We start from the raw sequence: 24,451 nt of genomic DNA, 5'->3' as shown, positions 1-24,451 counted from the left end.
AGGGAGCGGGTCGCATGAGAAAAAAAGCATGGATGTTGCTGCTGTTTTTGTTCGTAGTTACGACACTGAGCGCTTGTGAGGAGAAGCTCACGGCTTCCGGTAAGCCACAGGTGGTCAGGGTCGGTATATTCAAAAATGTCACACATGCCGCAGCCTATATCGCGCTGGAGAAAGGCTATTTCGCCCGGGAATGGGGCGATGACGTGAAAATAGAGGTCACGGCCTTCGATAACGGCTCTGACTTATCGATTGCGATGGCGACTGGAGATATCGATGTAGGCTTTGTAGGTCCGGGACCTGCGACAACATTTTTTCTGAAAAGCGGGAATTACCGTGTCGTCTCCGGCTCCAATAACGGCGGTGCGGTTCTTGTTGCCCGCAATGACGCAGGAATTAACGGTGTTAAAGATTTGGTGGATAAAACGATCGCAATTCCGTCCAAAGGGAATACGAATGAGATTTCATTGCGGATGCTGCTGCAGCAAGAGGGTATTTCCTTAGGGCGTGATGCGGGAAGCGCGCATCTTATCGTGCGCTCGCCGTCGGATGCGCTCATTTCCTTCCGGCAGAAGGAAATTGACGCGACGCTCGTTCCCGAGCCATGGGGGACGCAGATTGAGAAGGCCGGGCTTGGCAAGGTCGTCGTCGATTGGCAGGCCATCCCGCCGAATCATGGCGATTATCCGACGGTGATTATGGTGGCGAGCGATCAGTTGATTCAGCGTCACCGGGATATTGTGAAGGGCGCGATCAAAGCCAATATGGACGGCATCGCGTTCATCCAGAACAACCCGGAGCAAGCCTATGAGCTCATCAACAACCAGCTGAAGCAATACAGCGGCAAAGGCATGGACAAAGGCTTAATCAAAGCCTCGCTTAGCCGTCTGAAGCTCACCACGGATGTTGACGTCAAGGTGATGGAGGAGATGGCGAAGGTCTCGATCGCTGCGCGATATGTGAAGGGCATTAAGGAAAGTGAACTTGATCTTCGCAAGTTTGTTGATTTATCCATGCTCGACGAAGTGAAAAACGGGAAGTGAGCTAAGAGGCCAGTATCGATCCGAATCTGGACTGGATACAGGCTTTTTTTTACGCAGTATTTGAGAGTGAAAAGCTGCTCGCGCAGCGAGGCTTACCGCGCGAGAAAGCGCAAAAGGCCCTCTCGGAAGCCGAGATGGCCTGGAAATGCTAGTGAGACGTCTGAAAAGGCCGTCTCATGGCGAAAAGCCGCCCGCGCAGCGAGGTTTACCGCGCGAGAAAGCGTAAAAGGCCCTCTCGGAAGCCGAGAGGGCATGGAAATGCTAGTGAGACGTCTGAAGAGGCCGTCTCATGGCGAAAAGCCGCCCGCGCAGCGAGGTTTACCGCGCGAGAAAGCGCAAAAGGCCCTCTCGCAAGCCGAGATGGCCTGGAAATGCTAGTGAGACGTCTGAAAAGGCCGTCTCATGGCGAAAAGCTGCTCGCGCAACGAGGCTTACCGCGTGAGAAAGCGCAAAAGGCCCTCTCGGAAGCCGAGATGGCCTGGAAATGCTAGTGAGACGTCTGATTTAGCTGAAATAACGCCCTGCAGTTCCCTCCCTCGGTCACACACAAATAAGGACTGTCCTCCAAAGAAGTTGTTTTCTTTGGAGGACAGTCCTTATTAATTTCCGCCCGAAGCAGCTTGCTGCTCGTTCTTCTGCTGCTTATGCGCCTGCGCATCGATGACTTTGCCGCCTTTGTCGCTCACCGCTGCGATCTGCATCGCGCTGCTGCCTTGGAAAATCCCGCCCTCCTGAATAATGAAGGAGCGGACATCGATGTTGCCCACCAGCACGCCGGAGCTAGTGACGATGAGCTTGCCTTTGGTCTGGATGTTGCCTTTCACTTTGCCGGCAATGATGACATCGCGCGCTAGGATGTTGGATTGGACGACCGCATTTTCACCAATCGTAATATCGCCTGCGCATTCAATGTCGCCATGCAGCTGGCCTTCGATACGAAGGCTGGCTTCGGACATGATTTTACCTTCGCAGATGGTACTGCCCCCGATTAACGTGTCCGTTGTTTTTGTATCAATGCGCTTCGATTTCGAGTTTCCTAGCATTAGCGTTCATCCTTTCTATTGGTTATTAGATAAGGGGTAGGGTCAATGGGGACACGGTTTTTCTGCACCTCGTAATGCAAATGGGAACCCGTGCTTCGTCCTGTGGAACCAAGCAGGCCGATCAGTTGACCTTTTGTTACTGATTCTCCGCGTTTAACGAGCATTTTATTCAGATGCATATAACCGGTTTGAATGCCACGCGAATGATCGACAATGATACGGTTGCCGTACTCATTATCGAAGCTGGCTTCGATCACTTTACCTGAAGCAGTCGCATAGACGGGATCACCTAACTCGCCATCGAGGTCAAGGCCCGTATGCATGGACGGCTTGCCGGTGAAGGGATCTTTTCGAATGCCGAAGCCGGAAGTAAGACTGTGCGTCGTGATGGGCCAGAGGGTTGGCGTAATACTCCGCAAGTAGTCGGCTTCCTTCAATCTCGCTTCCGACTCGCTGAGATTAATAAGCAGCGCGTTAATATCTCCGACTAAGCTAGAAAGCCCTTGCTTGGTGCTGCTAACAAGCTGAGTCACTTCCTGTGAAGTGACCGGGACCTCGTTGCCTCCAACATGCGATTCGGAAGCAGAGTCACTTAAAGCGGACAGCTTTTTGCTTGTCCTGTTTGGTTCTTCTGACTGGCTCATTAACTGTATGACGTGTTCTAGTTTCTTAATTTCTTCGAGCTTGCCCTTAAACTCATCTGCTTGCTGGGATAAGTCAATCAAATTAGCTTGAAGCTGCTCAAGTTCATTATCTTTAAGTGTAATTTGATTAACTAGTTGGCGTTCTTGTCCATCGAACGTTCGCTGTAAGTTTTCTTTTGTTTGATGGGAGTAGGTATTCATGAAGTAAATCGTGACAAAAAAACCAATCAGCACGAGCAGGATCACGCTAGGCACAATATACAAGCTACTGTGCGGAAGCTTGAGTCTTACGGTACGGCGGTTGGCGCCCGGAATGATCATTAAGGTTAGTTCTTTTTTACCCCATATGAATCTCAACCGATCCTCTTCCTTTCCGTAATAAAGTCCCTCCTCCTTGATTGGATTGTATTCGTAAAGAAGATGAGTCATGCCTAATTTATTATTTTGAAAGGATCAGCCAATGAATTGCCTGGTGCGGGACATACTAAATTTGGGTATAAAAATGGGTATAGGCAGCATGTCCCCGTACTCAACTTTTTCAAGAAAAATTACGTCTATAGGGAAGAGTAGCGCAGTAAAAGAAGTAGAAGGAGTGAATAGGATGCTGAAAAAATATGTACCTATTTTGGCCTTAGCTGTTATGACGCTTACCGGATGTGAGTCGTCCGGAACAACGAATGGGGCTGTGAATGTTTCCGATTCGCCGCAACCGACAACGACGGCAACGTCACAACCAACTGTGCAACCAACGGATCAAACGACAGCTCCTTCTGGGACACCTGTAGCAGGAACCAGTGATAAACCATCGAACGTTGCTATGACTGGGGTGACGGCTGTTCGCTTGGCGGATGCCAAATCCGGATGGATTGGCGGCAATGGCTGGATTGCTCATACGGATGACAGCGGTGCAAAGTGGCAGGTTCAATATGAAGGCAAAGGCGATGTCAAACAATTATTTGCTCTGAATGGGAAAGAAGCCTGGGCGAGTGTCGGGAATGAAGGCAACTTGCTGAGCACCAAGGATGGAGGCCACTACTGGGCATCTGTCGGTAAAATGCCGAACGCTGCCTTCTTTCATTTTATATCGAATGGTGAGGCGTTCAGCGGGAATGCACATACCGTGGATGGCGGTGTAAAGTGGACGAATATGTCTGTACCCGACGGTATTACTGGAGATGCTTATTTCCATGATGCCAGTAACGGGTGGGCCGTCAAGCAAGGAAAAGACACCGTGGAGGTTGTGAGGACTCAGGATGGAGGCAAAACTTGGAACAGCGTGATGTCCCGCACAAATGCCGCCAACCTCACAGGCGCCGTGATTCGTTCTGCTGGAGCGAACGACGCTTGGATTGTTTTGATCGGTGAGTCGGGGATGACCCAAACCTCGTATTCCTTGTTCCACACGAAGGACGGAGGGAAGACCTGGCGGACGGTGCTCGCGAACAGCACCGCTGGAGGCGGGCCAGCCCCTGGGATCCCTGCAGGAGATACCGCAGGGCCGAAGAACACGGGCTCGAAGCCCGGGCCGTTATACGTCGTAAGTCCCGACGTAGCCTTCATGGGCGGCCAGTGCCCGAGCTGCGACAAGCCGAACTCCGTCGGATGGACGAAAGACGGCGGCACAACCTGGGTGAACGGCAAAGAGACGTTCACCGGCTACGGCGAGCTTCTGCTGGGCATGGCAGACGCGAATCAAGGTTGGCTGATCACGAATGACAATGAGCAGCCGAGTGTGATGTACACCACCGGCACGGGTGGTGTGAACTGGACGAAGGTGCATACCTTCGATGCACCGAAATAACAAAAAAGCCTTACCGGAAGCGGACAGCTAACGGTAAGGCTTTTCTTCTCATCCATGAAATTCCAATTGTCGCGACCCCCTGACCTTGGGGGTGGGGTGAGAATGGTATGTGTAGACTTGCTATTTTTGCACATACACAGGAGGTCAGACATGCTAGCCCCTAAATATACGATTTCCACGCTAGTCATCGCACTTGCCGTACTCATTGGTTTTACCGTGCAAAATCCAGAGAACATGGCGCTGAACGCAGCTAATACGAATAAGAATACGAACGATCATAATACGATAACAACGGAACCGGCACAACCAGCCGAATCGGTGACTCCGGAACTAGCAGCCTCGGAAACGCCTGTAATCAAAGCTACGGTGGAGTCAGCGCCTTCCACGTCATCCCCAGTGCGGACAGCAAAGCCAATAGCGAAGCCTTCAGCTACGCCAAAAGCAGCAGCTCCAAGCCTATCGCCACCTGCAATCTTACCTAGCGAAGTAGAGAGTCCCACAGCGGCTCCAGTTGCAACGGCACCAGCGCAAGAGAACCTAGCACCGCAGGCAAGCCCTACACCGTCTGTGGTAATTGCTGCGACGCCTCCCATAAATAAGCCTACGCCAGAACAAATTCGAGAGGGAGATGACCCTGTTCCGGGTATGAAGAAAGTGAATCTCGCCTCAGCCGAGATCGTGAAAATCAAAGAACAATACGAACAAATGGCGGCTTCCGATAGCAAGGACGAAATGTGGAAACGTAAAGCCGATCATCTCATTGTCAAAGGGATGAGCTTCCTTGGTACCCCTTATGTGTTCGGAGCGAAAGGAGGTCAAACCGACTCGTTCGATTGTTCCTCCTTCCTCCAATACCTATTTGCAGCTCAAGAGGTAAGCTTGCCGCGTGATTCAAGGCAGCAGAGTGAGCGGGGGACTGAGGTCTCCGTCGATGAACTGCGCGAGGGCGACCTCGTGTTTTTCACAACGCCCAAGCGGAAAAACAAAGAAGGCACCGAACAGATCGGCCACGTAGCGGTCTATATGGGTAATGGACTTATCCTGCATACCTTCCGTCCAGGCATCGGCGTAACCGTCTCGGAGCTGGATGCCGTTTGGAAAGATCGCTTTATTAAGGCCAAGCGTGTGCTGTCTTAATGAATTTTCGCGGGGATGGCCTTGTTATAGCCCAGAAGCTCTGATACGGTGATTAACTTGTATCCCCTGTTTTTCAATTCAGGCAAAATAATCTTCAAGGCTGCGATGGTTTGCGTTGGGCCTTCAATATAGTCATGAAACAGAACGATGTTCCCATTTTTTGCATTTTTCAGCACCGTGTTCACAATACGATTGACCCCCGGTGTATCCCAATCCTTCGTATCCAGCTGCCAGCTCCACATAATCATTTTGTAGCCCTCATCTTTGACGACAGAAACAAGACGCTCGTTGTAGAAGCCTCCAGGCGGCCGAAACAATTGTGCTCGCTGTCCTGTTTTCGCAACAATCAGATCTTCCGTCGTGTTCAGCTCTTTCTTGATGTTGGTATTTCGCCCGATATAGGCATGGCTGTATGTATGATTTGCAATCTCATGACCTTCTCGGGCGGTTTGTTCCAGAACATCAGGATAGAGCTGTATTTTGTTGCCGACAACGAAAAAAGTCGCCTTCGCGTCATACTGCTTAAGTAGCTCTAGAACTTGAGCTGTGTACTTAGGATGCGGGCCGTCATCGAAGGTAAGGGCAATCACCTTCTCATCTGTATTCACTTCCCAGACAATTTCTCCACGTGTTTCATAATAGGTACGGTCTTTTTTAGGAGCCGCGCTGGCTGCTACTGGTTGTATCAAAAACAAACAAATACACAAAGCTGCAATGATTCTCATGATGTCTCCTTCGTTAATTTGGTACAAGTAGCGTTTCCCATAACCCTAAAAGGAATTCAAGATTTTGGCGGTTCGCTCCCCTTTCCATTGCTGCTCCCATTCCCGTTCCCATTTCCATTTCCATTGAAAAAGGTTGTCGTAAGCGCCTTGATTTTTTCCATAAATTTACCATATCCGTAACCGGTCAAGAAAGCAATAGAGATGCGTGCAGACATGGAATCGTCAACCTGCAGCAGCATAATGCCGCTTTCGAACAGGACGATGGTGATGATAGCAGATCCGAAACAGAGGATAGGCCGCATGAAATACCAATACATCCACTGTGAAGTCAGGTCATGATAATGCTCGTGGAACATCCTCAGACCGTATAACGCTCCACCCAAAGCACCAGCGAAGCCAAAGCAGGCATATTCATGGTATAGGCTTACATCAATGCCTAACAGCTTACCCTGAACGGTCCCGCTGCCGAGCACAGCCATCATCCAGAGACTGCCGATGAACCATGCGAGCAAATAAACGAAGATCGTCTGCTTGCCGAAACGTTTCAAGGGGTCCAAAAAAATCACCGCCCTATACATGGTTAATACCATTGTATGAGCGGTGTTGTTGTTGATGCCTGCCGATAGGGGCGTTGGTCGGATAACTTTAAATACTGAATGATCGCTCTTGAGCAATCTTGGGCGCCGAATTTCCGATGCTTGCGGATTGTGATGCGGCGTTTCGAAAGCTCGGGATACTGCTCTAGCAGCAGCTTGAGCCAGTGATCAACCATTTCGAGCGATGTTATCATTTGACCATAGCCTTGATCCTGAAAATACTGGCAATTCATTTCTTCTTGCCCTGGAATGGGGCTGTAGAACAGCATGGGAATACCCTTGGCCATGGCTTCGGTGCAGGTCATCCCGCCAGGTTTGGTGATCAATAAATCCGAAATGTCCATCAGCTTATTAATCTCATTGGTGTACCCGATCAGATGAATATTCGGCTGTCGGAAAATCTCTTCCTCTAACAGCTGCTGGCGCGCTTTCTCATTCGTCCCCAGACAGATGAGAAGCTGTATATCCTTGCTCCAGCTGGCCAAATACGTTAACAGCTCTTCCTTTTCTTCCTTTTTAAAAACGCCCCAACCGCCGCCCATGACCATCACCGTAGGCATTGCGTTAAGCCCGAACTGCTTGCGGGTCTGTACTTTGCTATGTTCGAGATGGAAGTCAGGGTGCACGGGAATACCTGTGACTTCAATGTTCGTCTCCGGTACGCCACGGGCGATAAGACGATCTTGCACCTTCGGAGTCGACACAAGGTACTTGTCTACAGCAGAGTCAATCCATGTGCCGTGCACATCGTAATCGGTGATGACGGTGAACAGAGGCACCGTAAGTCCGGCGCGTTTCAAACGAGAAACGATGATGCTCGGAAAAGGGTGCGTACACACGATAATATCCGGTTTTAGCTGCTCGATGATCGCTTTCGTTTGGGAATAAAACATCCGATGCAGGAAGAGTCCTGCAAAACGGCCTAGTGACTTTTCATATTGATTGCGGTAAAGCATACCATAGAGTTTGGGTTGTGAAGTAACCGTGCGGCGGTATGCCGAGAAGATCCAAGGTGCAAGGGTAGGGTGCAAAAAAGCGCCGAGCTCAATAACACGTGTAATAATTTCCGATGAGTTTTGTCTCAGCTCAACGGAAAGTGCGTGCGCAGCTTGTGTGTGACCTTTCCCGAAGCCCTCAGAAAAGAGCAAAATCCGTTTTTTTCGCAAGGAACTCACCTTTCTTTAATTACCATATATCAATCTAGTTAAGCGATGCTTTCAGCTTCGATGCGTAGCATTTGCGGCAGACGGGGACATAACTTTCATTACCGCCAATTTGGATCTGCTCACCGTGGAAAATCGGCTCTCCATCCTTGCAGCGCATATTCATGATCGCTTTCTTATCGCAGTACCAGCAGACCGTCTTGATTTCCTCAATCGTGTCCGCTGCCGCAATTAGCGCCGTGCTTCCTTCAAAGAGCTGCCCCATGAAATCCGCCCGCAAGCCATACGCGATAACAGGAATGTTCAAATCATCGACAATCGTGATCAGCTGCGCGACCTGACTTTTCTTTAAGAATTGAGCCTCGTCCACAAGAATGCAGTTGGGAGACTCGATTTGCGCCAGTTCAACCATATTCAATGTATCGTCGACAACAATGGCATTCTTTTGCATACCAATTCGGGATACGACCTTGCCAACGCCAAAACGATCATCAACAACGGATGTTAATAGGAGAACCTTTTTGCCTTGTTCTTCATAATTATGCGCTACGCGCAGTACTTCAATGGATTTACCGCTGTTCATCGTACCATAACGGAAATATAATTTTGCCAAGCTGGCCAGTCCCCTCTGTAGATCTAGGATCGAATGGATGTATGACTATATGTTAAAAAAATAAGTAGCTGAAAGAGCTTGAAGCTCTTCTAATTTCACGGCGACTTGGAAGCTTATTTCGGAAGCTGGCTTGTCGCCGATCAGCGGTTGTTTCTTGTATATTTTACGAATATTGACTTCTATACTGCCTTTAACTGGCTCTTCCGTAATCTGAATGCGATGGGGTTCGTACATCAAGACATTCATCGTGTCCCTAGCTACCCTGTTTGCACTTTGCAGCAACTCCTGAATAAGCTCATGATCCAACAAGGAGGGAAGCCGTTCTTTCATACCCGGGTTCGTTTCGCAGTGATGAGCAACCGCTTTGGCGAGCAGCGCATCCATGGCAAGGAAGGGCGGGCTAAGGAAAATACGATGGTCCTCCACGACGGCATGAATAAGGGCTGCCGCTGTTTCTTCATCTGTTTCTATATAATTCCCGCGAAGGCGAAGCTTTCGCACGAGATCAGAAGGCGGCATGAGCTGCTGCCCTGCGTAGTAGATATCCCGCAGAAAACTGTCCAGATGATCGAGTCCCATTAAGGAAGTTTTATTCGTCAGAGGGCTGTCCTGATTCAAAATGGATACGATCGCTGCTGGAGAGATACCATGCTCAGTTAGAATGTCAGCAACTGTTCCGTTCAGGATCAATCGCTCTGTATGTTGATGGTGGTCATAACCGAGTGTTCGTTCCACCGCATGCGAGAAAGGCAAATGGCCGATGTCATGCAAAAGTGCAGCGATGCGCAGCAAAGGCTCGTCTGGGCAAAAATGGGCCACTAAGGACCACACACCAACTGTGTGCTCGAACCGTGAATGGGTCATTGGTGAAAAAAGCGCAGAAGCCCCGAAGTGATGCAAAAACTTCAAGCGGCGAACCGGCTGCGAACGGAAAAGCTGGACTTCAACCGGATGGGCTGGTATGTGCCACTTATAAAGGGGCTCCCAAATCATCCCAGTCGAAAAAGTATGCTGTAGACTCAAAGCAGCGTTCCTCCTAGGCTGTGGAATCTGGATGTATATTTCATTTCAGCGCATTAGCTATCATAGCATGAAACATAGAAAGTTTGCTATCATGAGCGTATGAAAAGGCAGCGTAAAACATGCACGACAAGCTGCAAATCCAATGAAAAAGGAGGTAAATGGCCGTCCTCAAATGGTCCTTCCTTTTTTTAGGACTATCTTATAAAAATATTAAAATGAAAACCTTTACATTTAGATTGAACTATACTATTTCTGGTGTTAATATAATATAAAAAATATTGGGACTATTTCATCAATTTGTACTATTCAATATATTTGGATGGAATAGGCGTCACCATGTTTCGACAATGTAATACTTTAAAGCGTACATTGGACAAAGTGTGTCCAAAAACCAGAAAAGAAAGGTTGCACAACATGACCAAAAACGGGTTACCTCCCAAGCAAGGATTGTACGATCCTCAGTTCGAGCATGATGCCTGCGGTATTGGCTTTGTCGCGAATATTAAGGGTGTTAAATCGCATGAAATCGTCAAGCAAGCGCTTCGTGTACTTTGCAATTTAGATCATCGCGGTGGTCAAGGCAGTGAGCAGAACACAGGCGACGGAGCGGGAATTTTGATGCAAATTCCGGACGCGTATCTCCAAATTGCTTGTGCGGAGGAGAATATCAAGCTTCCTGCAGCAGGTCACTATGGTGTAGGTATGGTCTATTTGCCTCAGGATCTGGAGGCGCGCCAAGCATGCGAGAAAATCATTGAGCGCATTGTTAGCGAGGAAGGTCAGCAATTCTTAGGTTGGCGAACGGTTCCTACGGATAACAGCTTACTTGGAGAATCCGCACAGTCGGCAGAACCTTTTGTACGCCAAGTATTTATTGGAGCAAGTGCGGGTGTGGCGAGCAATCTCGATTTTGAACGGAAGCTGTATGTCATACGTAAACTTTCTGAAAACGCTATCAAATCAGCGCTTCCTGATGCGCAATTTTACTATTCTAGCTTGTCTAGCAGGACAATTGTTTATAAAGGGATGTTGACGCCTCAGCAGGTTGACGCTTACTACGTGGAATTGCAGGACCAGAAGGTGGAGTCCGCGCTTGCGCTCGTTCACTCCCGTTTCAGTACGAACACATTCCCAAGCTGGGAGCGTGCGCATCCCTACCGCTACCTGATTCATAACGGTGAGATCAACACGTTGCGTGGAAATGTGAACTGGATGTATGCGCGTCAGGCGATGTGCGATTCAGAACGATTTGGCGAAGATTTCAAACGCATTCTTCCTATTATTGATACCGACGGCTCAGATTCACAAATGTTTGATAATACGCTCGAATTTCTCATGCTTTCAGGACGCTCGCTGCCGCATGCGGCAATGATGATGGTACCTGAGCCGTGGTCCAAGCATGAGTCGATGGATGACGCCAAAAAAGCGTTCTACGAGTACCACAGCACACTCATGGAGCCATGGGATGGGCCGGCAGCGATTGCTTTCACGGATGGCAGTCAGATCGGTGCTATTCTTGACCGTAACGGTTTGCGTCCATCGCGTTATTATGTCACTACGGATGATTTAATCGTTTTGGCCTCAGAAGTTGGCGTCTTGGATATTGAGCCTGAGCGAATTTTGTACAAAGATCGCCTCAGACCAGGACGCATGCTGCTTGTTGATACCGTTGCAGGCCGTATTGTTGCGGACGAAGAGATCAAAAGCGGCATTGCCAGCGAGCAGCCATATCGCGACTGGTTGAACGAGCATCTCGTTTCGCTTGAGGATCTGGATGATGCGCCTATCGTGCTCGGTTCCGATCATGATACGGTCTTGCAGCGTCAGCAAGCCTTTGGATATACATTTGAGCAGCTGCGCAAAATTCTTGAGCCTATGGCCAAAACAGGCGTAGACCCCATCGGCTCCATGGGTACGGATGCGCCGCTTGCGGTGCTGTCGGACCGTCCGCAGCTGCTATACAACTATTTTAAACAGTTGTTCGCGCAGGTCACGAACCCGCCGATTGATGCGAATTTCGAAGAGATTATCACAGCTCAGGGCACAACGATTGGGCCAGAGCGCAATCTCATAAGCCCTGAGCCGGCCAGCTGCCGTCAAATTCGTTTGAAAACGCCGTTCCTCTCGAATGAAGAACTGGCGAAGCTGCGTCATATTCAGCGTGACGGCTTTAAGACGGTAACGCTGCCGACGCTGTTCGAGGCCGCTCAAGGTACTGCAGGCTTGGAAAGCGCGATGCAAGCTCTGTATGCAGCTGCAGATGGGGCCATCCAGGATGGCGCTTCCCTGTTAATTCTTTCGGATCGCGGCGTGGACGGCCAAAAGGCGCCGATTCCGGCGCTGCTGGCGACGTCAGGACTGCATCATCATTTGATTCGACAAGGCACACGGACCAAAGTCAGCTTGCTTGTCGAGTCGGGCGAACCGCGCGAAGTGCATCATTTTGCTTTGCTGCTTGGCTATGGCGCAGGCGCGATTAATCCGTATCTGGCTTTGGAAACGTTAGATGACATGATCAGACGCAATCAGCTTGTCGGCATCGATCATGATAAAGCAACTTATAACTACATCAAGGCAGTGACCAAAGGCGTCGTGAAGGTTTTGGCGAAAATGGGCATCTCCACGATTCAAAGCTATCGCGGGGCGCAAATTTTCGAAGCGATCGGTCTCAGCCAAGAGCTGGTCGATGCGTATTTTACATGGACCTATACGCCGGTTGGCGGTGTAGGTATCGATGTAGTGGCGAAGGAAGCGGTGCTTCGTCACCAGCGTGCTTTCTCTGAGCAGGAGGGACGCGATAAGGTGCTCGATACCGGCGGAGATTTGCAGTGGCGCCGGGACGGGGAAGACCATCTGTATACACCGGAAACGGTGCATGCCCTTCAATCGGCCGTTCGTACTAACAATTACGCCCAGTATAAGAACTTCTCGAAGCTCATCAAGCGCGAAGATGAGAAATATATGGCACTGCGCGGGCTGCTAACCTTCAAGGCAGGCCGCGGGCCGATCCCGATCGAAGAGGTGGAGCCGATCGAGTCGATTTTTAAGCGCTTCAAGACAGGAGCCATGTCCTACGGCTCCATCTCCAAAGAAGCGCATGAGACGATCGCGATCGCGATTAACCGCATCGGCGGCAAGAGCAACACCGGCGAGGGCGGCGAGCATCCGGAGCGCTTCACGCCGGATGCGAACGGCGACCTGCGCCGCAGCGCGATCAAGCAGGTGGCGTCCGGCCGCTTCGGCGTCACGAGCCATTATCTCGTCAATGCCGACGAGATTCAGATCAAGATGGCGCAGGGCGCGAAGCCCGGCGAGGGCGGTCAGCTCCCAGGCACCAAGGTTTACCCTTGGGTAGCCGAGGTTCGCGGTGTTACGCCAGGCGTAGGCTTGATTTCGCCGCCGCCGCATCACGATATCTATTCGATTGAGGATCTCGCAGAGCTGATCCACGATCTCAAGAATGCCAACCCTCGTGCACGAATCAGCGTTAAGCTGGTATCCGAGGTTGGTGTTGGCACGATTGCCGCCGGCGTAGCCAAAGGGAAAGCGGACGTGGTCCTCATCTCGGGCTACGACGGAGGAACGGGCGCGTCGCCGCAGACGAGTATTCGTCACGCGGGACTGCCGTGGGAGCTGGGTCTGGCGGAGACGCATCAGACGCTCGTGCTCAACAACCTGCGCAGCCGTATCACCGTCGAGACGGACGGCAAGCTGATGACAGGGCGCGACGTTGTCGTAGCTGCGCTGCTCGGTGCTGAGGAGTTCGGCTTCGCGACAACTCCGCTGATTACAATTGGCTGCGTGATGATGCGTGTGTGCCATTTGGACACATGTCCGGTTGGGGTAGCTACGCAAAATCCGGAGCTTCGCAAGAAATTTGCCGGCGATCCGCAGCATGTTGTGAATTTCATGACCTTCATCGCGCAAGATGTGCGTGAGCTGATGGCAGAGCTTGGCTTCCGCACCATTGAGGAAATGGTCGGCCGCACAGATGTGCTTGAGTCTAAGCAAGCTGTAGCGCATTGGAAAGCCAAAGGTGTTGATTTATCGCCGCTTCTGCATCAGCCGGATGTCGGTGAGGACGTAGGCCGATTCTGCCAAATGGCGCAAGACCACGGTTTGGATCGCTCTTTGGATGTTAGCAAGCTGCTTGAGGTCTGCGAACCCGCGATTGAGCGCAAGGAGCATGTGCATGTGAGCATGGACATCGCTAACACGAATCGGGTGGTCGGCACGATCGTCGGCAGTGAAGTGACGCGCCGTCATGGTGTGGAAGGTTTGCCGCACGATACAATTCGTTTACACTTTAACGGCTCAGCCGGGCAAAGCTTTGGCGCTTTTGTGCCCAAGGGGATTACGCTCTCCCTTGAAGGAGATGCGAACGACTATGTGGGCAAAGGGTTATCCGGCGGCAAGATTGTTATTTTCCCGCCTGCCCAGTCCACTTTTATCCCAGAAGAGAATGTCATCATCGGAAATACGGCTTTCTATGGAGCTACAGATGGTGATGCCTATATTCGAGGTATTGCTGGTGAGCGTTTCTGTGTTAGAAACAGCGGTGTGCGCGCAGTTGTCGAAGGCGTCGGCGATCATGGCTGTGAATATATGACAGGCGGCCGTGTTGTTGTTCTGGGCTCGACTGGCCGTAACTTTGCAGCAGGGATGTCAGGCGGAATAGCTTACGTACTCGATGAAAAAGGCGATTTTGCCGACAAGGTGAACAAAGAGATGATCCATCTTGAGCAAGTCGAGGAAGCTTTTGAAATGAATGAACTGAGAACGATGATTCAGCATCATGCTACATTTACGGATAGCAGCGTTGCCCACCGCGTCATACAGCACTGGGATGAATACGTTTGGAAGTTCGTGAAGGTGATACCGAAGGACTACAAGCGGATGTTTGATGCCATCGAGAAGGTGAAACGATCCGGACTTGGCCAGCAAGAGGCAATCATGGTTGCTTTCGAGGCGAATATGCGGGATGTTTCCCGTGTCGGTGGGAACTAACGAATCAGAGCAGAGGCTTACGGCGTAAGTTTTGTTGAAGCAAAACTCTTAGGAGGGATTAGACGTTCATGGGTAAACCAACCGGTTTTATAGAACATCGCCGTGAAGTGGCAACCGAGGCTGCTCCGCTGGTCCGAATAGGCCATTGGAAAGAGTTCGCGACACCGCTGACGGATGATAAATTACAGACGCAAGGTTCAAGATGTATGGATTGCGGCATTCCATTCTGCCACACGGGAGCTTTGATTAGCGGCATGGCTGCTGGCTGCCCCGTTAACAATCTCATTCCGGAATGGAATGATCTCGTGTATCGCGGGCAATGGAGGGAAGCGCTGGATCGTCTGCACAAGACGAATAACTTCCCGGAATTCACGGGTCGTGTATGCCCGGCGCCATGCGAGGGCTCCTGTACCGTGGGGCTTAAGGACACGCCGGTTACGATCAAAAGCATCGAGAAAGCCATTATCGATAAAGGCTTTACTGAAGGCTGGATCAGGCCAGAGCCGCCTGAAGTGCGCACAGGCAAAAAGGTTGCCGTTGTAGGCTCGGGTCCTTCCGGACTCGCTGCCGCAGCGCAGCTGAACAAGGCCGGTCACTGGGTGACGGTGTTCGAGCGCGCGGACCGCGTGGGCGGACTGCTCATGTACGGCATCCCGAACATGAAGCTGGACAAAAAGTACGTCCAGCGCCGTGTGGACCTGCTTGAAGCCGAGGGCGTCACGTTCATTACCTCCGCGCACGTCGGTGTGAACTATCCGATTGAGAAGCTTCAAGAGGAGTTCGATGCCATCGTGCTGTGCGGCGGAGCCACCAAGGGCCGTGACCTTCCGATTGAAGGCCGCGAGCTTGGCGGTGTTCACCTGGCGATGGAGTTCCTCAGCAAGAACACCAAAAGCTTGCTGGATTCTGAGCATTCCGACGGCGAATTTATCTCCGCTGAAGGCAAAGACGTGATCGTCATCGGCGGCGGTGATACGGGGACGGACTGCGTGGGCACCTCTTTGCGCCACAAGTGCAAAAGCGTGACGCAGTTCGAGATCATGCCGAAGTCTCCGGAGACGCGTCCGGTGAACAATCCTTGGCCGGAGTGGCCGAAGGTCCTCAAAGTAGACTACGGCCAACAAGAGGCTGCTGCGGTTCAAGGCGAAGATCCGCGCCAGTACTTGATCAACACGAAGAAATTCGTGGGGGATGAGCACGGCAACTTGAAAGAGCTGCACACGGTGCTGATCGAGTGGCAGAAGAACGAGAAGGGCGCGTTCGTGCCTGTGGAAGTGCCCGGCAGCGAGAAAGTATATCCAGCGCAGCTGGTACTGATCGCGATGGGGTTCACAGGACCGGAGAATACGGTGCTGGATCAGCTTGGCGTCGCCAAAGACGAGCGTTCCAACGCGAAGGCGGAGTACGGCAAGTTTGCGACGAGCGTGGAAGGTGTTTTTGCCGCTGGCGACATGCGTCGCGGGCAAAGTCTTGTTGTCTGGGCGATCAATGAGGGTCGCGCGGTGGCTCGTGAGGTTGACCGTTATTTGATGGGATCGTCGAATTTGCCATAGATAGGAGGAAGGAAGGGTTCCGGGAGGAGCCCTTCCTTTTTATTGCAATTTGAACAGGCGTGCTCGTCTGTCGATACTTTTATGTCTAACGGACTGAGCCGACTTTATTTGTGATATTTCGGTTGGATATAAAATTTTACTGACTCAGGCGACTGGCTGATATAGCCACCCCTTCTACTGGAACCGCCGAATCGCCGGCACACAAAGCACACTGGCGACAATGGCCAGGCCGATCGAAGCGAATATCGTGATGGTGATCACGCCTCCAATTTGGTCGGCAATCCAGCCGACAAGGAAATAGCTCAAGGGCAATAAGGCAAAAGAGCCTAACAAATCCAAACTGACCACCCGACCGAAAGCTTCGGGGGGCACTAGCTCCTGAAGGCTGGTCTCCCAGATGAGCCCGAAGATCATGAGCCCAAAGCCTTCGACGGCCATGAGCAGCGAGAGCGCAATAGGTGACGTAGTGAAGGTCATCATCAGCAGCGCAGCGCCGCTCAGGATCACTGCGCCATAGGCGATTATGCCGCGGTGATGCCACTGCCTTTTGGACCCAAAGAGAAGTGCTGCCGTAATAGCTCCAGCACCGGAGCAAGTGATGCCTACCCCATAAGCGAGTGGATCGAGCCCAAGATGAACCTTGAACAGCCAAGGGACGAGAATGACAATAATGCCTGTGTAGCAAATATTGATGAAACAGAAGGCGAGGATCGTAATCCAAAGCCAAGGATGACCTTTGAGGATCGTGATGCCTTCAAGGAACTCACGCTTCCATGCGAAGGACAGCTTGCTTGTTGAGGTTTCTGGCTTATTTTGACGTGAAACTAGCGATTTCTTTACTAGCAACAACAGACACAAATAGGAGATTAGATAGGTTAGCGCATCCAAGCCGAATCCATAACTGGCAGACATGGAGGAAATGATGAGCCCGCCTAGGATGGGTCCTATGATCCTGACCCCTTGATTGCTCACTTGTGTCAGCGCATTGGCGGCATTGCGAATGTCCGGTGTGAACACGGTTGCTCGAACTGCGGAATAAGCAGGGTGAAAAAGCCCTTCCATAAGGCCATAAAGGCTTACCAAGCCGAAAAGCATGCGGACGGACAAGGTGTCAGAGAATATAAGCACTGCAATAGCCAACATGACGATGAAGCGGACGATATCGGATAGCATCATAATTCTCACGCGATCATAACGGTCGACAATCCATCCCGAGAGGGGGAGCATGAGGACGTAGGGCAGCATATAGGCAGTCATGACCAAGCCCATCATCGTCGTTGACCCTGTGAGTGAATAAACGACCATTGGTAAAATAACGGTTGTAACAGAGCCGCCAAGCATCGAAATGAGTTGGCTTAGCCATAAATAAGGGAAGGAGCGCGATTGGATAAAAGGAAGCAGGAACTGATCCAACATGCGTGGCTTCTTTTTGAATTGTGTATCCATTTGCATAGGAACATGCCCTTTCAGCTAAATTCATAGTTTGAGTAGATTATAGGCCAAGAATAGTGGAAGCACGATTGGAAGTCAATGGGAAATCAAAAAGGTGAACATTTCCGCAACTTCATGTACAATAAGATGGATAAGCAGTGGAACTGTTGCTGCGACATGAAACGGTAATGGAGGAAGCCCATGAAGAAAGAGAATCTCATGACGGCTGCGGAGCTGTATGCACTGTTAGCCGAGAATGGCGAGGACGCTCCAGAATTTGACGCGGATGAACCTATGGGGACACAGCATCTGTTATTACTGCAAAAAGTGGTCCTCCTTCTTTCGCGGCAGGTAGCCGATCTTCAATCTCAGCTTCATGAGCACCATGAACTCCATAACAAGCAGCAGGAACAGCTGCTTCGGCAAATGAATCATCAGATGGAGCATAAGCTCTATGAGCATATTATTAACCGGGTTGCCGGAAGACAAGACTCTCCTGTGGATGAGGAACGGACCCAGCTGCAGGTCATCGAAGAAGCGCCTTCAACTGCATTGACTCTGTATTCGGAAGTTCAAGCTTCGGCGGAGGAACAGCCTACTTATTCCCGAGTGAAAAGTTATCGGAAGATTCGCAAGAGAAAAAAGGGCTTTCTGGAAAAGCTCTTTGAGTAGTTAAAAGCTGCGCGGCTTGGATCAGAGGAACTGCGGTCCGCTATTATCAGGAAGATAGCCATATCGCAGATGTGCGGGAACTACGTTCCGCTATTTCACGGTTATAAGCTTAAAAACAGGTGCCGGAAGCCAAATAAGGCCCTGTAGTTCCGCGAAACCGCTGAAACAGCCGATTTTGGCTAAATAGCGGCCTCTAGTTCCCTTAACCTGTGGATCGCATCGGACAGGGCTGGAACAGGTCGATGCGGTGCGGTATTGGCAGTTTAACCCTCCCGCTTCACCCCCAAAACAACAAAGGGCGATACAAGAACACATCTTGTATCGCTCTTTGCTTTTACCGCTTCGCACAGGGCTGCTTCACCCTAAAGCATACCTTCCTCATGCGCCTTCTTTGAAGCCTGCACACGGTCGCGAACGTCCATTTTGGAGTAAATGCTGGAAATGTAATTTTTCACTGTGCCTTCGGACAGGAAAAGCTTCTCGGCAATTTCCCTATTGTTCAGTCCGTCAGCGATGCAGTGCAGCACCTGTACTTCGCGCTCGCTCAGTCCGTAAGCGTCAGTGCGAGCTGGCTCCTCGCTCGCTGATCTTGAGGACTCCGCATCGCGAACGGCAGGATCGGCAGCGCCTCTGGCTTGCTGGACGAGCATTCTCGCGATATCCTGCGGGATGAGGGTGCCGCCTTGATGCACCCATTTGATGCCGGCGGCCAAATCCTTCGGATGAATGGCCTTGAGCAGATAGCCTTCAGCTCCCGCTCCCAAGGCGTCAACGACATAGGTGATTTCCTGGAAGGTAGTCAGGATAATAACACGGATTTGCGGCCATGTCTCCTTGATCTTCCGGGTCGCTTCGACCCCATCCATGACAGGCATATGAATGTCCATCAGGACGACATCAGGCAGATGCTCTTCGCACTGCTGGATGGCGATATGGCCGTTCTCGGCTAAGCCCACAACTTCAATGTCCGGGTCCATGCCCAGCACAATGTGGAGGCTTTCTCGTATTAAATCCTGATCGTCGACCAGGAGCAGTTTCAGCGGGACATTGTTCATACGGGAATCCTCCTAGCGTAACTTACTTGTGGTGTTGTTAGCCATATTGTACCACCCGCTGCCTACAGCTTGAAAGTAAGGATTTAAAAAGAAAGCAAGCGCTTAGCAGGAATGAAGCATTCGACAACGGTCCCCTGACCGACGGCTGAGCTTACCTGCAACGTACCTTGCAGCGCAAAGATCCGCTCCTGCATGGCATTAATCCCAAAGCCGACTTTGAGCTGCTCTGTGCCAACGCCATCATCCTCGATGCGAATGCCGACACCGTCTTCCACATAATTAAGCTTGATTTCGACCGTGGTGGCACGGCCATGCCGCTTGGCATTCGTTAAGGATTCCTGCAAACAGCGAATGAGCGAGAGCTTGGTTTGTTTAGGAATTTCAAATTCCTCGCCAACAGTCGTGAACCGGATCTGAGTGCCGGTATGGAGAGCAAACTCGTTAGCCAGCCTCGTTAATTGTTGCGAGAGCAGCATATCTCCTTCTTTGGGCACCATTTGATGAATGCTGCGCCGCACTTCTTCCAAACCGTTGCGGGTGACACCCCGCAGGACATCCAGCTTTTCTTTGGCTTTGTCAGGCGCAGCTTCAATTAAATAGGAGACAGCGTCCATACCCATGATGACGGAAGTAAAGGTATGCCCGACGGTATCGTGCAGCTCGCGAGCCATCCGATTGCGTTCCTCCAGCAACGTCAACTGCTCGATTTGGTTGGCGTACTGCTCTAGGGCATTATTTTGCTCATGGATTAAATAGTATTGTCGTTGATTTTCCGCTAAAAGCTTTTCTGTCTTCTCATTAGAGGTTACAACTCGCTGCAAGCTAAGGCCGATCGCGAAGAACAGCACCGCATTGAGGATGATGCTAAACAACTCACTAACGCCCATCCCCATATCTCGATGAAGGATCAAGTAATAGGCAACTGGCATCGCGACCAGCGAGATTGGAGCAGCCCACCAAGCATTTTTTCGATCCGTGAGGAATCCAATGACCATTAATGGGCAATTAATAGTAAGGTAGGCATCTTCTTGCATCCATGATAGATAGATTTGTAGAGGAATACCTGTGAGCAATACGGAAATCGGGTACATGGTTGTGTTAATGTAGGTAGGTCTCCAGAATAAAAAAGGAACACCATAGGATAGAAGCAGGGCTAATATGGTTAAAAAGATATTACCGTGCTCATTTTCGTTCATGTGGAGCAGTGCGTAAAGCAGGCCTAGCAGTACAGAGCCGGTCAAAACGATAAATAAGGACCACTCCACGCCATGCCACGGTCTTCTTTGAATCATAGAGGAACTCCTTCTAGGTTAAATCGTATAAGATCATTGTACATAATTGTTGGAAAAATCCATAGTGAGCGCAGTCATATTGTCAGCAGCAATCCTGTATGACTCTTATGACTTATAGCGGTAGGGAGCGATAGATGATGGCAGCAGCAGCGCAAGACCAATCGCCGATTGTACAAATCGAGCGGATTACCAAACGAATCGGCGCCAAGACGATTATTGATCAATTAACGTTCGACGTCCCGCGTGGGGAAGTTTTTGGATTTCTAGGCCCGAACGGGGCTGGTAAAACAACAACGATTCGAATGATGGTCGGACTCATGTCGATCACGGAAGGGGATATTCGGATTGGCGGCTACTCGATTCGGACTCATTTTGAACAAGCGATTCGCCATGTCGGCGCTATTGTTGAAAATCCGGAGATGTATAAGTTTCTGAGCGGATACCACAATTTGGTCCATTACGCCAGAATGTTTCCGGGAATAGGAGAGGATCGCATTCAAGAGGTCATTGAGCTTGTTGGGATGGAAAACCGGATTCATGATAAGGTGAAAACCTATTCTTTGGGAATGCGCCAAAGACTCGGTATTGCGCAGGCTTTGCTGCATAAGCCGGATGTGCTTATTCTGGATGAGCCTACGAACGGTCTAGACCCGGCTGGTATTCGCGAGCTGCGCGATCATTTGCGCAAGTTGACGCGTGAGGATGGCATATCGGTCATTGTGTCCAGCCATTTACTGGCGGAGATGGAGCTTATGTGCGACCGGGTTGCCATTATTCAGAACGGGAAACTGGTGGATGTCAGGCTGATCAAAGAGTATGCACGGTCGGATGGCAAGCTCCATGTTGCTTTTGAAGTGTCGTCGCCGGATAAGGCACTAGCTCTGGTTGCTGCACATTCTGTCAAGGCTGAGGTAGAGGGTGATGATCTGATCCTCATGATAGATAAGGAAGAAACAGCCCTGTGGAACAAGCGATTTGTAGAGGCAGGAATTGCGGTTTACGGAATCCGTACGGCAACGAAGTCGCTGGAGGATCAATTCTTAGAAATGACGGGGAGTGATCCGATTGCTTAATTTAATCCAAAATGAACAGATGAAAATTTATCGCAGGCTGCGCACATGGATACTGGGCTTATTGCTGATCGTCATTGTCGTCCTGGCTGGTCTGGTCTCTCATCCAGGCGCTAATGATGGAAGCGATCAGTGGAAGCTTAGAGCGACAGAAACTATTGAGCATAATAAGAAAGAGCTGGAAAATGTCGATCTTCCTGAAAAGTTTAAACAACAGATGAGAGAAGAAATTGCGCTGCAGCAATACATGCTGGATCATAATTTCCCGCCAACGGATAATACGCTCTGGGGCGGAGCGCTGCGGGCCTCTGGAATGATCATATTAGTGACGCTGTTTACGGTCATTATTGCCGGGGATATGGTGGCTGGTGAATTCACTTGGGGAACGATCAAGCTGCTGCTTATTCGTCCAGCCAGCAGGGCCAAAATCCTTCTTTCCAAATATATAACAACGCTTCTGTTTGCTGCGACCCTGTTAATTGTCATGTTTATCACGGCACTCATCGTGAATGGATTCCTATACGGCTTTCAGAGCCTTGGGCTTCCTCACCTGACGGTAGATGCAAAGGGGCAAGTGCATGAAGGGAGCATGCTGGTGTTCACGCTCGCGACCTATGGGTTGAAGTTGATTGAGCTCGTGATGATTGTGACGCTTGCGTTTATGATCTCGACTGTATTCCGCAGTTCCTCATTGGCCATCGGTCTCAGCATATTTATCATGTTCGCAGGACAGGTTATTGCCATGCTGCTCTTGAGATATAGCTTTGGCAAATACTTCCTATTTGCCAATACGGATCTTACGCCTTATTTGGACGGGCAGCCGCTTGCAGAGGGAATGTCACTTGGATTTTCCATTGTCGTCCTGGTTGTTTACTTCCTGCTGTTTAACTTGCTTTCCTGGGAAATATTCCGCAGACGCGATGTGGCGGCGTAAGCCTCACATACTGATTTTCCAGTATGAAGCTTCGTATCTCATAGCTGAAGCGTTTAAGTCGGAGATTCCCGCCTCACTAAGCTGATTCAACATTTAACGGGAAATCCTCCCGTTATTTCAAGCAAATCCTGGCTCGGGATGTAAATTAACTGGAAAAAACACCGTTAATTAGCTCTGGATACGGCGCCTTCCTAGCTCAGTTGTCCCATTAACATGAGAAATTCCAGTTATTCATGTTTTAGTTGTGTTATTCCAATAAATAGCGGCAGTATTTCCCGTTAATTTGAGAAGGCTGCCCTAAAAAACAAAAATAAAGCTGCCCTCGGTCATTTAATGACTATAGGGACAGCTTTTTGCGTTATCGCGTTATTTATTTCATGATATACGATTGAATAGTGGCGGGAACTTCCTGCAAGGAACCAAGCTGGTAGAACGCACCTTGAGGCGCGATATCGATCGTTCCTGTGTTGTATGCCCAGTCTTGTTCGACAGGAATGTGGATGGAGTGGATGCCCGCATGAAGGGCAGGGAGCACATCCGTTTTGACGGAGTTTCCAATCATCCACGTATGTTTGCGATCAAAGCCTTGCTCATGCATGATCGTTTCCATGAATTCCTTGGTCTTATGCACCGTGACAAAGATTCGGTCATCAAAATAGGTGTCTAGGCTCAGGTCCTTGACTTTTTTCATTTGAATCGATGCATCGCCGCCTGTGTACAGAAAGAGCCGATGCCCATCTTGCTTCAGCTGATCGAGCGTTTCGTTCATGAGCGGATACGGTTCGACCGTATATTCGTACACGGTGTGGCCTAATTGCATCAGCCATGATTCTTCTTTGGCGCTCATTTTCCGGTTGAAATGCCTGCTAAACCATTGATACGTTTCAACAAACGATTTGGGAAAACGATCTGGCATAAAGCCATGGATATGAATGCCGGCGAGATCAATTTGGAGCTGTTTCTGTTTAATGTCTTGCGCGTTAAGCCCGTGCCCGGAAAACCAAGTCAGCATGAGATCAACGAACTGGTCAATGACCACATCAAAATATTTATTACAATGCACTAATGTATCATCAAGATCAAAAAGTATCGATTGTTCTTTCATAGGCGCGTCTCCTGCATCAGTTAGAAATGAATTTCCAACCATTATACCATGCTCTTATCGCATCTCCTAGGGCAGCCTTGATGATGCTTTTCCTTACATGGCGATGGTATTTCCTTTGTAAGCGCCGCCTGCAGCGGGTGCAGGCGAATTACTGTTATCCAGCTCGTTTTTTGGCTGAGGATTCGCCGTAGCGGATACTGTCTCCATTTTGCTGTTTCCTTGGAATTGTCCACCTTCTTCAATAATAAAGGAAGCAGCGCTAATATTGCCTTGCAGCGAGCCTGTTGACGTTATGGTCAGTTTGCCTTTGGTGATAATGTTGCCATGCACATTCCCTGCAAGAATCACATCTCTGGCTGAAACATTGGATTTCACTACGCCGCGCTCCCCGATGATAACATCCCCGGCACATTCGATATCCCCTGTGATGCCGCCTTCAATGCGAATGCTAGCTTCAGATTTAATGCGTCCTTCAAAGGTAGTCCCTTCTCCGATTAACGTATCTGTCGTATTTGGATTCATAAGGTTTTTCTTGGATTTAAACATG

20 protein-coding genes are annotated in these 24,451 nt (G+C 50.2%); 8 read left to right on the top strand and 12 right to left on the bottom strand.

All coding sequences use genetic code 11. The features are described from left to right. The first annotated feature begins 14 nt into the window (after nt 1–14). Entirely contained in the window at nt 15–1,040 is a 1,026-nt protein-coding gene (locus AC58UW_RS15670) for an ABC transporter substrate-binding protein (RefSeq protein ID WP_497421580.1), read from the top strand. A gap of 599 nt (nt 1,041–1,639) precedes the next feature. On the opposite strand, the gene AC58UW_RS15665 is transcribed toward AC58UW_RS15670, so the two are convergent. Next, nucleotides 1,640–2,083 (bottom strand): bactofilin family protein, encoded by a 444-nt coding sequence (locus AC58UW_RS15665; protein ID WP_497421579.1) that lies wholly within the window; start codon nt 2,081–2,083, stop codon nt 1,640–1,642. After that, nucleotides 2,083–3,084 carry a M23 family metallopeptidase gene (locus tag AC58UW_RS15660; RefSeq protein ID WP_497421578.1) on the bottom strand — a complete coding sequence of 334 codons (1,002 nt, stop codon included), beginning with the start codon at nt 3,082–3,084 and terminating at the stop codon, nt 2,083–2,085. The genes AC58UW_RS15665 and AC58UW_RS15660 overlap by 1 nt, the downstream gene beginning before the upstream one ends. 244 nt (nt 3,085–3,328) lie before the next feature. On the opposite strand from AC58UW_RS15660, the gene AC58UW_RS15655 reads away from it, so the two are divergent. Further along, nucleotides 3,329–4,528, top strand: a complete 1,200-nt coding sequence (locus tag AC58UW_RS15655) for a YCF48-related protein (RefSeq protein ID WP_497421577.1) — start codon at nt 3,329–3,331, stop codon at nt 4,526–4,528. Nucleotides 4,529–4,678: 150 nt separating this feature from the next. Further along, complete coding sequence (locus AC58UW_RS15650; RefSeq protein WP_497421576.1) at nt 4,679–5,665, top strand: C40 family peptidase; 987 nt, start codon at nt 4,679–4,681, stop codon at nt 5,663–5,665. Here the strand turns inward: AC58UW_RS15650 and AC58UW_RS15645 are convergent. From AC58UW_RS15645 to AC58UW_RS15625, 5 genes are read right to left on the bottom strand one after another with little or no spacing between them, the layout of a single operon-like run. Beyond that, nucleotides 5,662–6,390, bottom strand: coding sequence for a polysaccharide deacetylase family protein (locus AC58UW_RS15645; RefSeq protein WP_497421575.1), 729 nt, complete (start codon nt 6,388–6,390; stop codon nt 5,662–5,664). The genes AC58UW_RS15650 and AC58UW_RS15645 overlap by 4 nt on opposite strands. A gap of 56 nt (nt 6,391–6,446) precedes the next feature. Then, on the bottom strand, nt 6,447–6,938 hold the full coding sequence (locus tag AC58UW_RS15640) for a hypothetical protein (RefSeq protein WP_497421574.1): 492 nt from the start codon (nt 6,936–6,938) through the stop codon (nt 6,447–6,449). A 32-nt stretch (nt 6,939–6,970) separates the two neighbouring features. After that, nucleotides 6,971–8,152: an MGDG synthase family glycosyltransferase gene (locus tag AC58UW_RS15635; RefSeq protein WP_497421573.1), complete on the bottom strand. Its 1,182-nt coding sequence runs from the start codon at nt 8,150–8,152 to the stop codon at nt 6,971–6,973. A gap of 34 nt (nt 8,153–8,186) precedes the next feature. Next, nucleotides 8,187–8,762 carry a thymidine kinase gene (locus tag AC58UW_RS15630; protein ID WP_497421572.1) on the bottom strand — a complete coding sequence of 192 codons (576 nt, stop codon included), beginning with the start codon at nt 8,760–8,762 and terminating at the stop codon, nt 8,187–8,189. A gap of 45 nt (nt 8,763–8,807) precedes the next feature. Further along, nucleotides 8,808–9,785, bottom strand: coding sequence for an HD domain-containing protein (locus AC58UW_RS15625; RefSeq protein WP_497421571.1), 978 nt, complete (start codon nt 9,783–9,785; stop codon nt 8,808–8,810). A gap of 414 nt (nt 9,786–10,199) precedes the next feature. On the opposite strand from AC58UW_RS15625, the gene gltB reads away from it, so the two are divergent. Both gltB and AC58UW_RS15615 read left to right on the top strand, forming a co-directional pair. Next, nucleotides 10,200–14,792: a glutamate synthase large subunit gene (gltB, locus tag AC58UW_RS15620; protein ID WP_497421570.1), complete on the top strand. Its 4,593-nt coding sequence runs from the start codon at nt 10,200–10,202 to the stop codon at nt 14,790–14,792. Nucleotides 14,793–14,860: 68 nt separating this feature from the next. Next, complete coding sequence (locus tag AC58UW_RS15615; RefSeq protein WP_497421569.1) at nt 14,861–16,345, top strand: glutamate synthase subunit beta; 1,485 nt, start codon at nt 14,861–14,863, stop codon at nt 16,343–16,345. Between the two features lie 174 nt (nt 16,346–16,519). On the opposite strand, the gene AC58UW_RS15610 is transcribed toward AC58UW_RS15615, so the two are convergent. Beyond that, nucleotides 16,520–17,797, bottom strand: coding sequence for an MFS transporter (locus AC58UW_RS15610; RefSeq protein ID WP_497421568.1), 1,278 nt, complete (start codon nt 17,795–17,797; stop codon nt 16,520–16,522). Nucleotides 17,798–17,977: 180 nt separating this feature from the next. On the opposite strand from AC58UW_RS15610, the gene AC58UW_RS15605 reads away from it, so the two are divergent. Further along, nucleotides 17,978–18,448, top strand: coding sequence for a hypothetical protein (locus AC58UW_RS15605; RefSeq protein ID WP_497421567.1), 471 nt, complete (start codon nt 17,978–17,980; stop codon nt 18,446–18,448). A gap of 362 nt (nt 18,449–18,810) precedes the next feature. On the opposite strand, the gene AC58UW_RS15600 is transcribed toward AC58UW_RS15605, so the two are convergent. Both AC58UW_RS15600 and AC58UW_RS15595 read right to left on the bottom strand, forming a co-directional pair. Further along, nucleotides 18,811–19,503, bottom strand: coding sequence for a response regulator (locus tag AC58UW_RS15600; RefSeq protein WP_497421566.1), 693 nt, complete (start codon nt 19,501–19,503; stop codon nt 18,811–18,813). An 83-nt stretch (nt 19,504–19,586) separates the two neighbouring features. Next, complete coding sequence (locus AC58UW_RS15595; RefSeq protein ID WP_497421565.1) at nt 19,587–20,795, bottom strand: sensor histidine kinase; 1,209 nt, start codon at nt 20,793–20,795, stop codon at nt 19,587–19,589. 137 nt (nt 20,796–20,932) lie between these two features. Between AC58UW_RS15595 and AC58UW_RS15590 the strand changes: the two genes are divergently transcribed. Beyond that, nucleotides 20,933–21,868 carry an ABC transporter ATP-binding protein gene (locus AC58UW_RS15590; protein ID WP_497421564.1) on the top strand — a complete coding sequence of 312 codons (936 nt, stop codon included), beginning with the start codon at nt 20,933–20,935 and terminating at the stop codon, nt 21,866–21,868. Then, complete coding sequence (locus tag AC58UW_RS15585) at nt 21,852–22,799, top strand: ABC transporter permease (protein WP_497421563.1); 948 nt, start codon at nt 21,852–21,854, stop codon at nt 22,797–22,799. Before AC58UW_RS15590 ends, AC58UW_RS15585 begins: the two co-directional genes overlap by 17 nt. 370 nt (nt 22,800–23,169) lie before the next feature. Here AC58UW_RS15585 and AC58UW_RS15580 read toward each other — a convergent pair whose 3' ends face one another. Then, on the bottom strand, nt 23,170–23,904 hold the full coding sequence (locus tag AC58UW_RS15580) for an HAD family hydrolase (RefSeq protein WP_497421562.1): 735 nt from the start codon (nt 23,902–23,904) through the stop codon (nt 23,170–23,172). Between the two features lie 93 nt (nt 23,905–23,997). Then, a complete protein-coding gene (locus AC58UW_RS15575; protein ID WP_497421561.1) occupies nt 23,998–24,450 on the bottom strand; it encodes a bactofilin family protein in 453 nt (150 codons plus the stop codon). Between the last annotated feature and the right edge of the window lies 1 nt (nt 24,451).

It is taken from the genome of Paenibacillus sp. J22R160 (assembly GCF_059692135.1).
Note: the sequence above shows the minus strand (reverse complement) of the source record. Positions and strands in the feature narration are given on the sequence as shown.

What these genes read in the sequence shown, in the direction of transcription:
- AC58UW_RS15670 (WP_497421580.1), top strand. Translation starts at nt 15, where the DNA reads ATGAGAAAAAAAGCATGGATGTTGCTGCTGTTTTTGTTCGTAGTTACG.
- AC58UW_RS15665 (WP_497421579.1), bottom strand. Translation starts at nt 2,083, where the DNA reads ATGCTAGGAAACTCGAAATCGAAGCGCATTGATACAAAAACAACGGAC.
- AC58UW_RS15655 (WP_497421577.1), top strand. Translation starts at nt 3,329, where the DNA reads ATGCTGAAAAAATATGTACCTATTTTGGCCTTAGCTGTTATGACGCTT.
- AC58UW_RS15650 (WP_497421576.1), top strand. Translation starts at nt 4,679, where the DNA reads ATGCTAGCCCCTAAATATACGATTTCCACGCTAGTCATCGCACTTGCC.
- AC58UW_RS15645 (WP_497421575.1), bottom strand. Translation starts at nt 6,390, where the DNA reads ATGAGAATCATTGCAGCTTTGTGTATTTGTTTGTTTTTGATACAACCA.
- gltB (WP_497421570.1), top strand. Translation starts at nt 10,200, where the DNA reads ATGACCAAAAACGGGTTACCTCCCAAGCAAGGATTGTACGATCCTCAG.
- AC58UW_RS15615 (WP_497421569.1), top strand. Translation starts at nt 14,861, where the DNA reads ATGGGTAAACCAACCGGTTTTATAGAACATCGCCGTGAAGTGGCAACC.
- AC58UW_RS15610 (WP_497421568.1), bottom strand. Translation starts at nt 17,797, where the DNA reads ATGCAAATGGATACACAATTCAAAAAGAAGCCACGCATGTTGGATCAG.
- AC58UW_RS15605 (WP_497421567.1), top strand. Translation starts at nt 17,978, where the DNA reads ATGAAGAAAGAGAATCTCATGACGGCTGCGGAGCTGTATGCACTGTTA.
- AC58UW_RS15600 (WP_497421566.1), bottom strand. Translation starts at nt 19,503, where the DNA reads ATGAACAATGTCCCGCTGAAACTGCTCCTGGTCGACGATCAGGATTTA.
- AC58UW_RS15595 (WP_497421565.1), bottom strand. Translation starts at nt 20,795, where the DNA reads ATGATTCAAAGAAGACCGTGGCATGGCGTGGAGTGGTCCTTATTTATC.
- AC58UW_RS15590 (WP_497421564.1), top strand. Translation starts at nt 20,933, where the DNA reads ATGGCAGCAGCAGCGCAAGACCAATCGCCGATTGTACAAATCGAGCGG.
- AC58UW_RS15580 (WP_497421562.1), bottom strand. Translation starts at nt 23,904, where the DNA reads ATGAAAGAACAATCGATACTTTTTGATCTTGATGATACATTAGTGCAT.
- AC58UW_RS15575 (WP_497421561.1), bottom strand. Translation starts at nt 24,450, where the DNA reads ATGTTTAAATCCAAGAAAAACCTTATGAATCCAAATACGACAGATACG.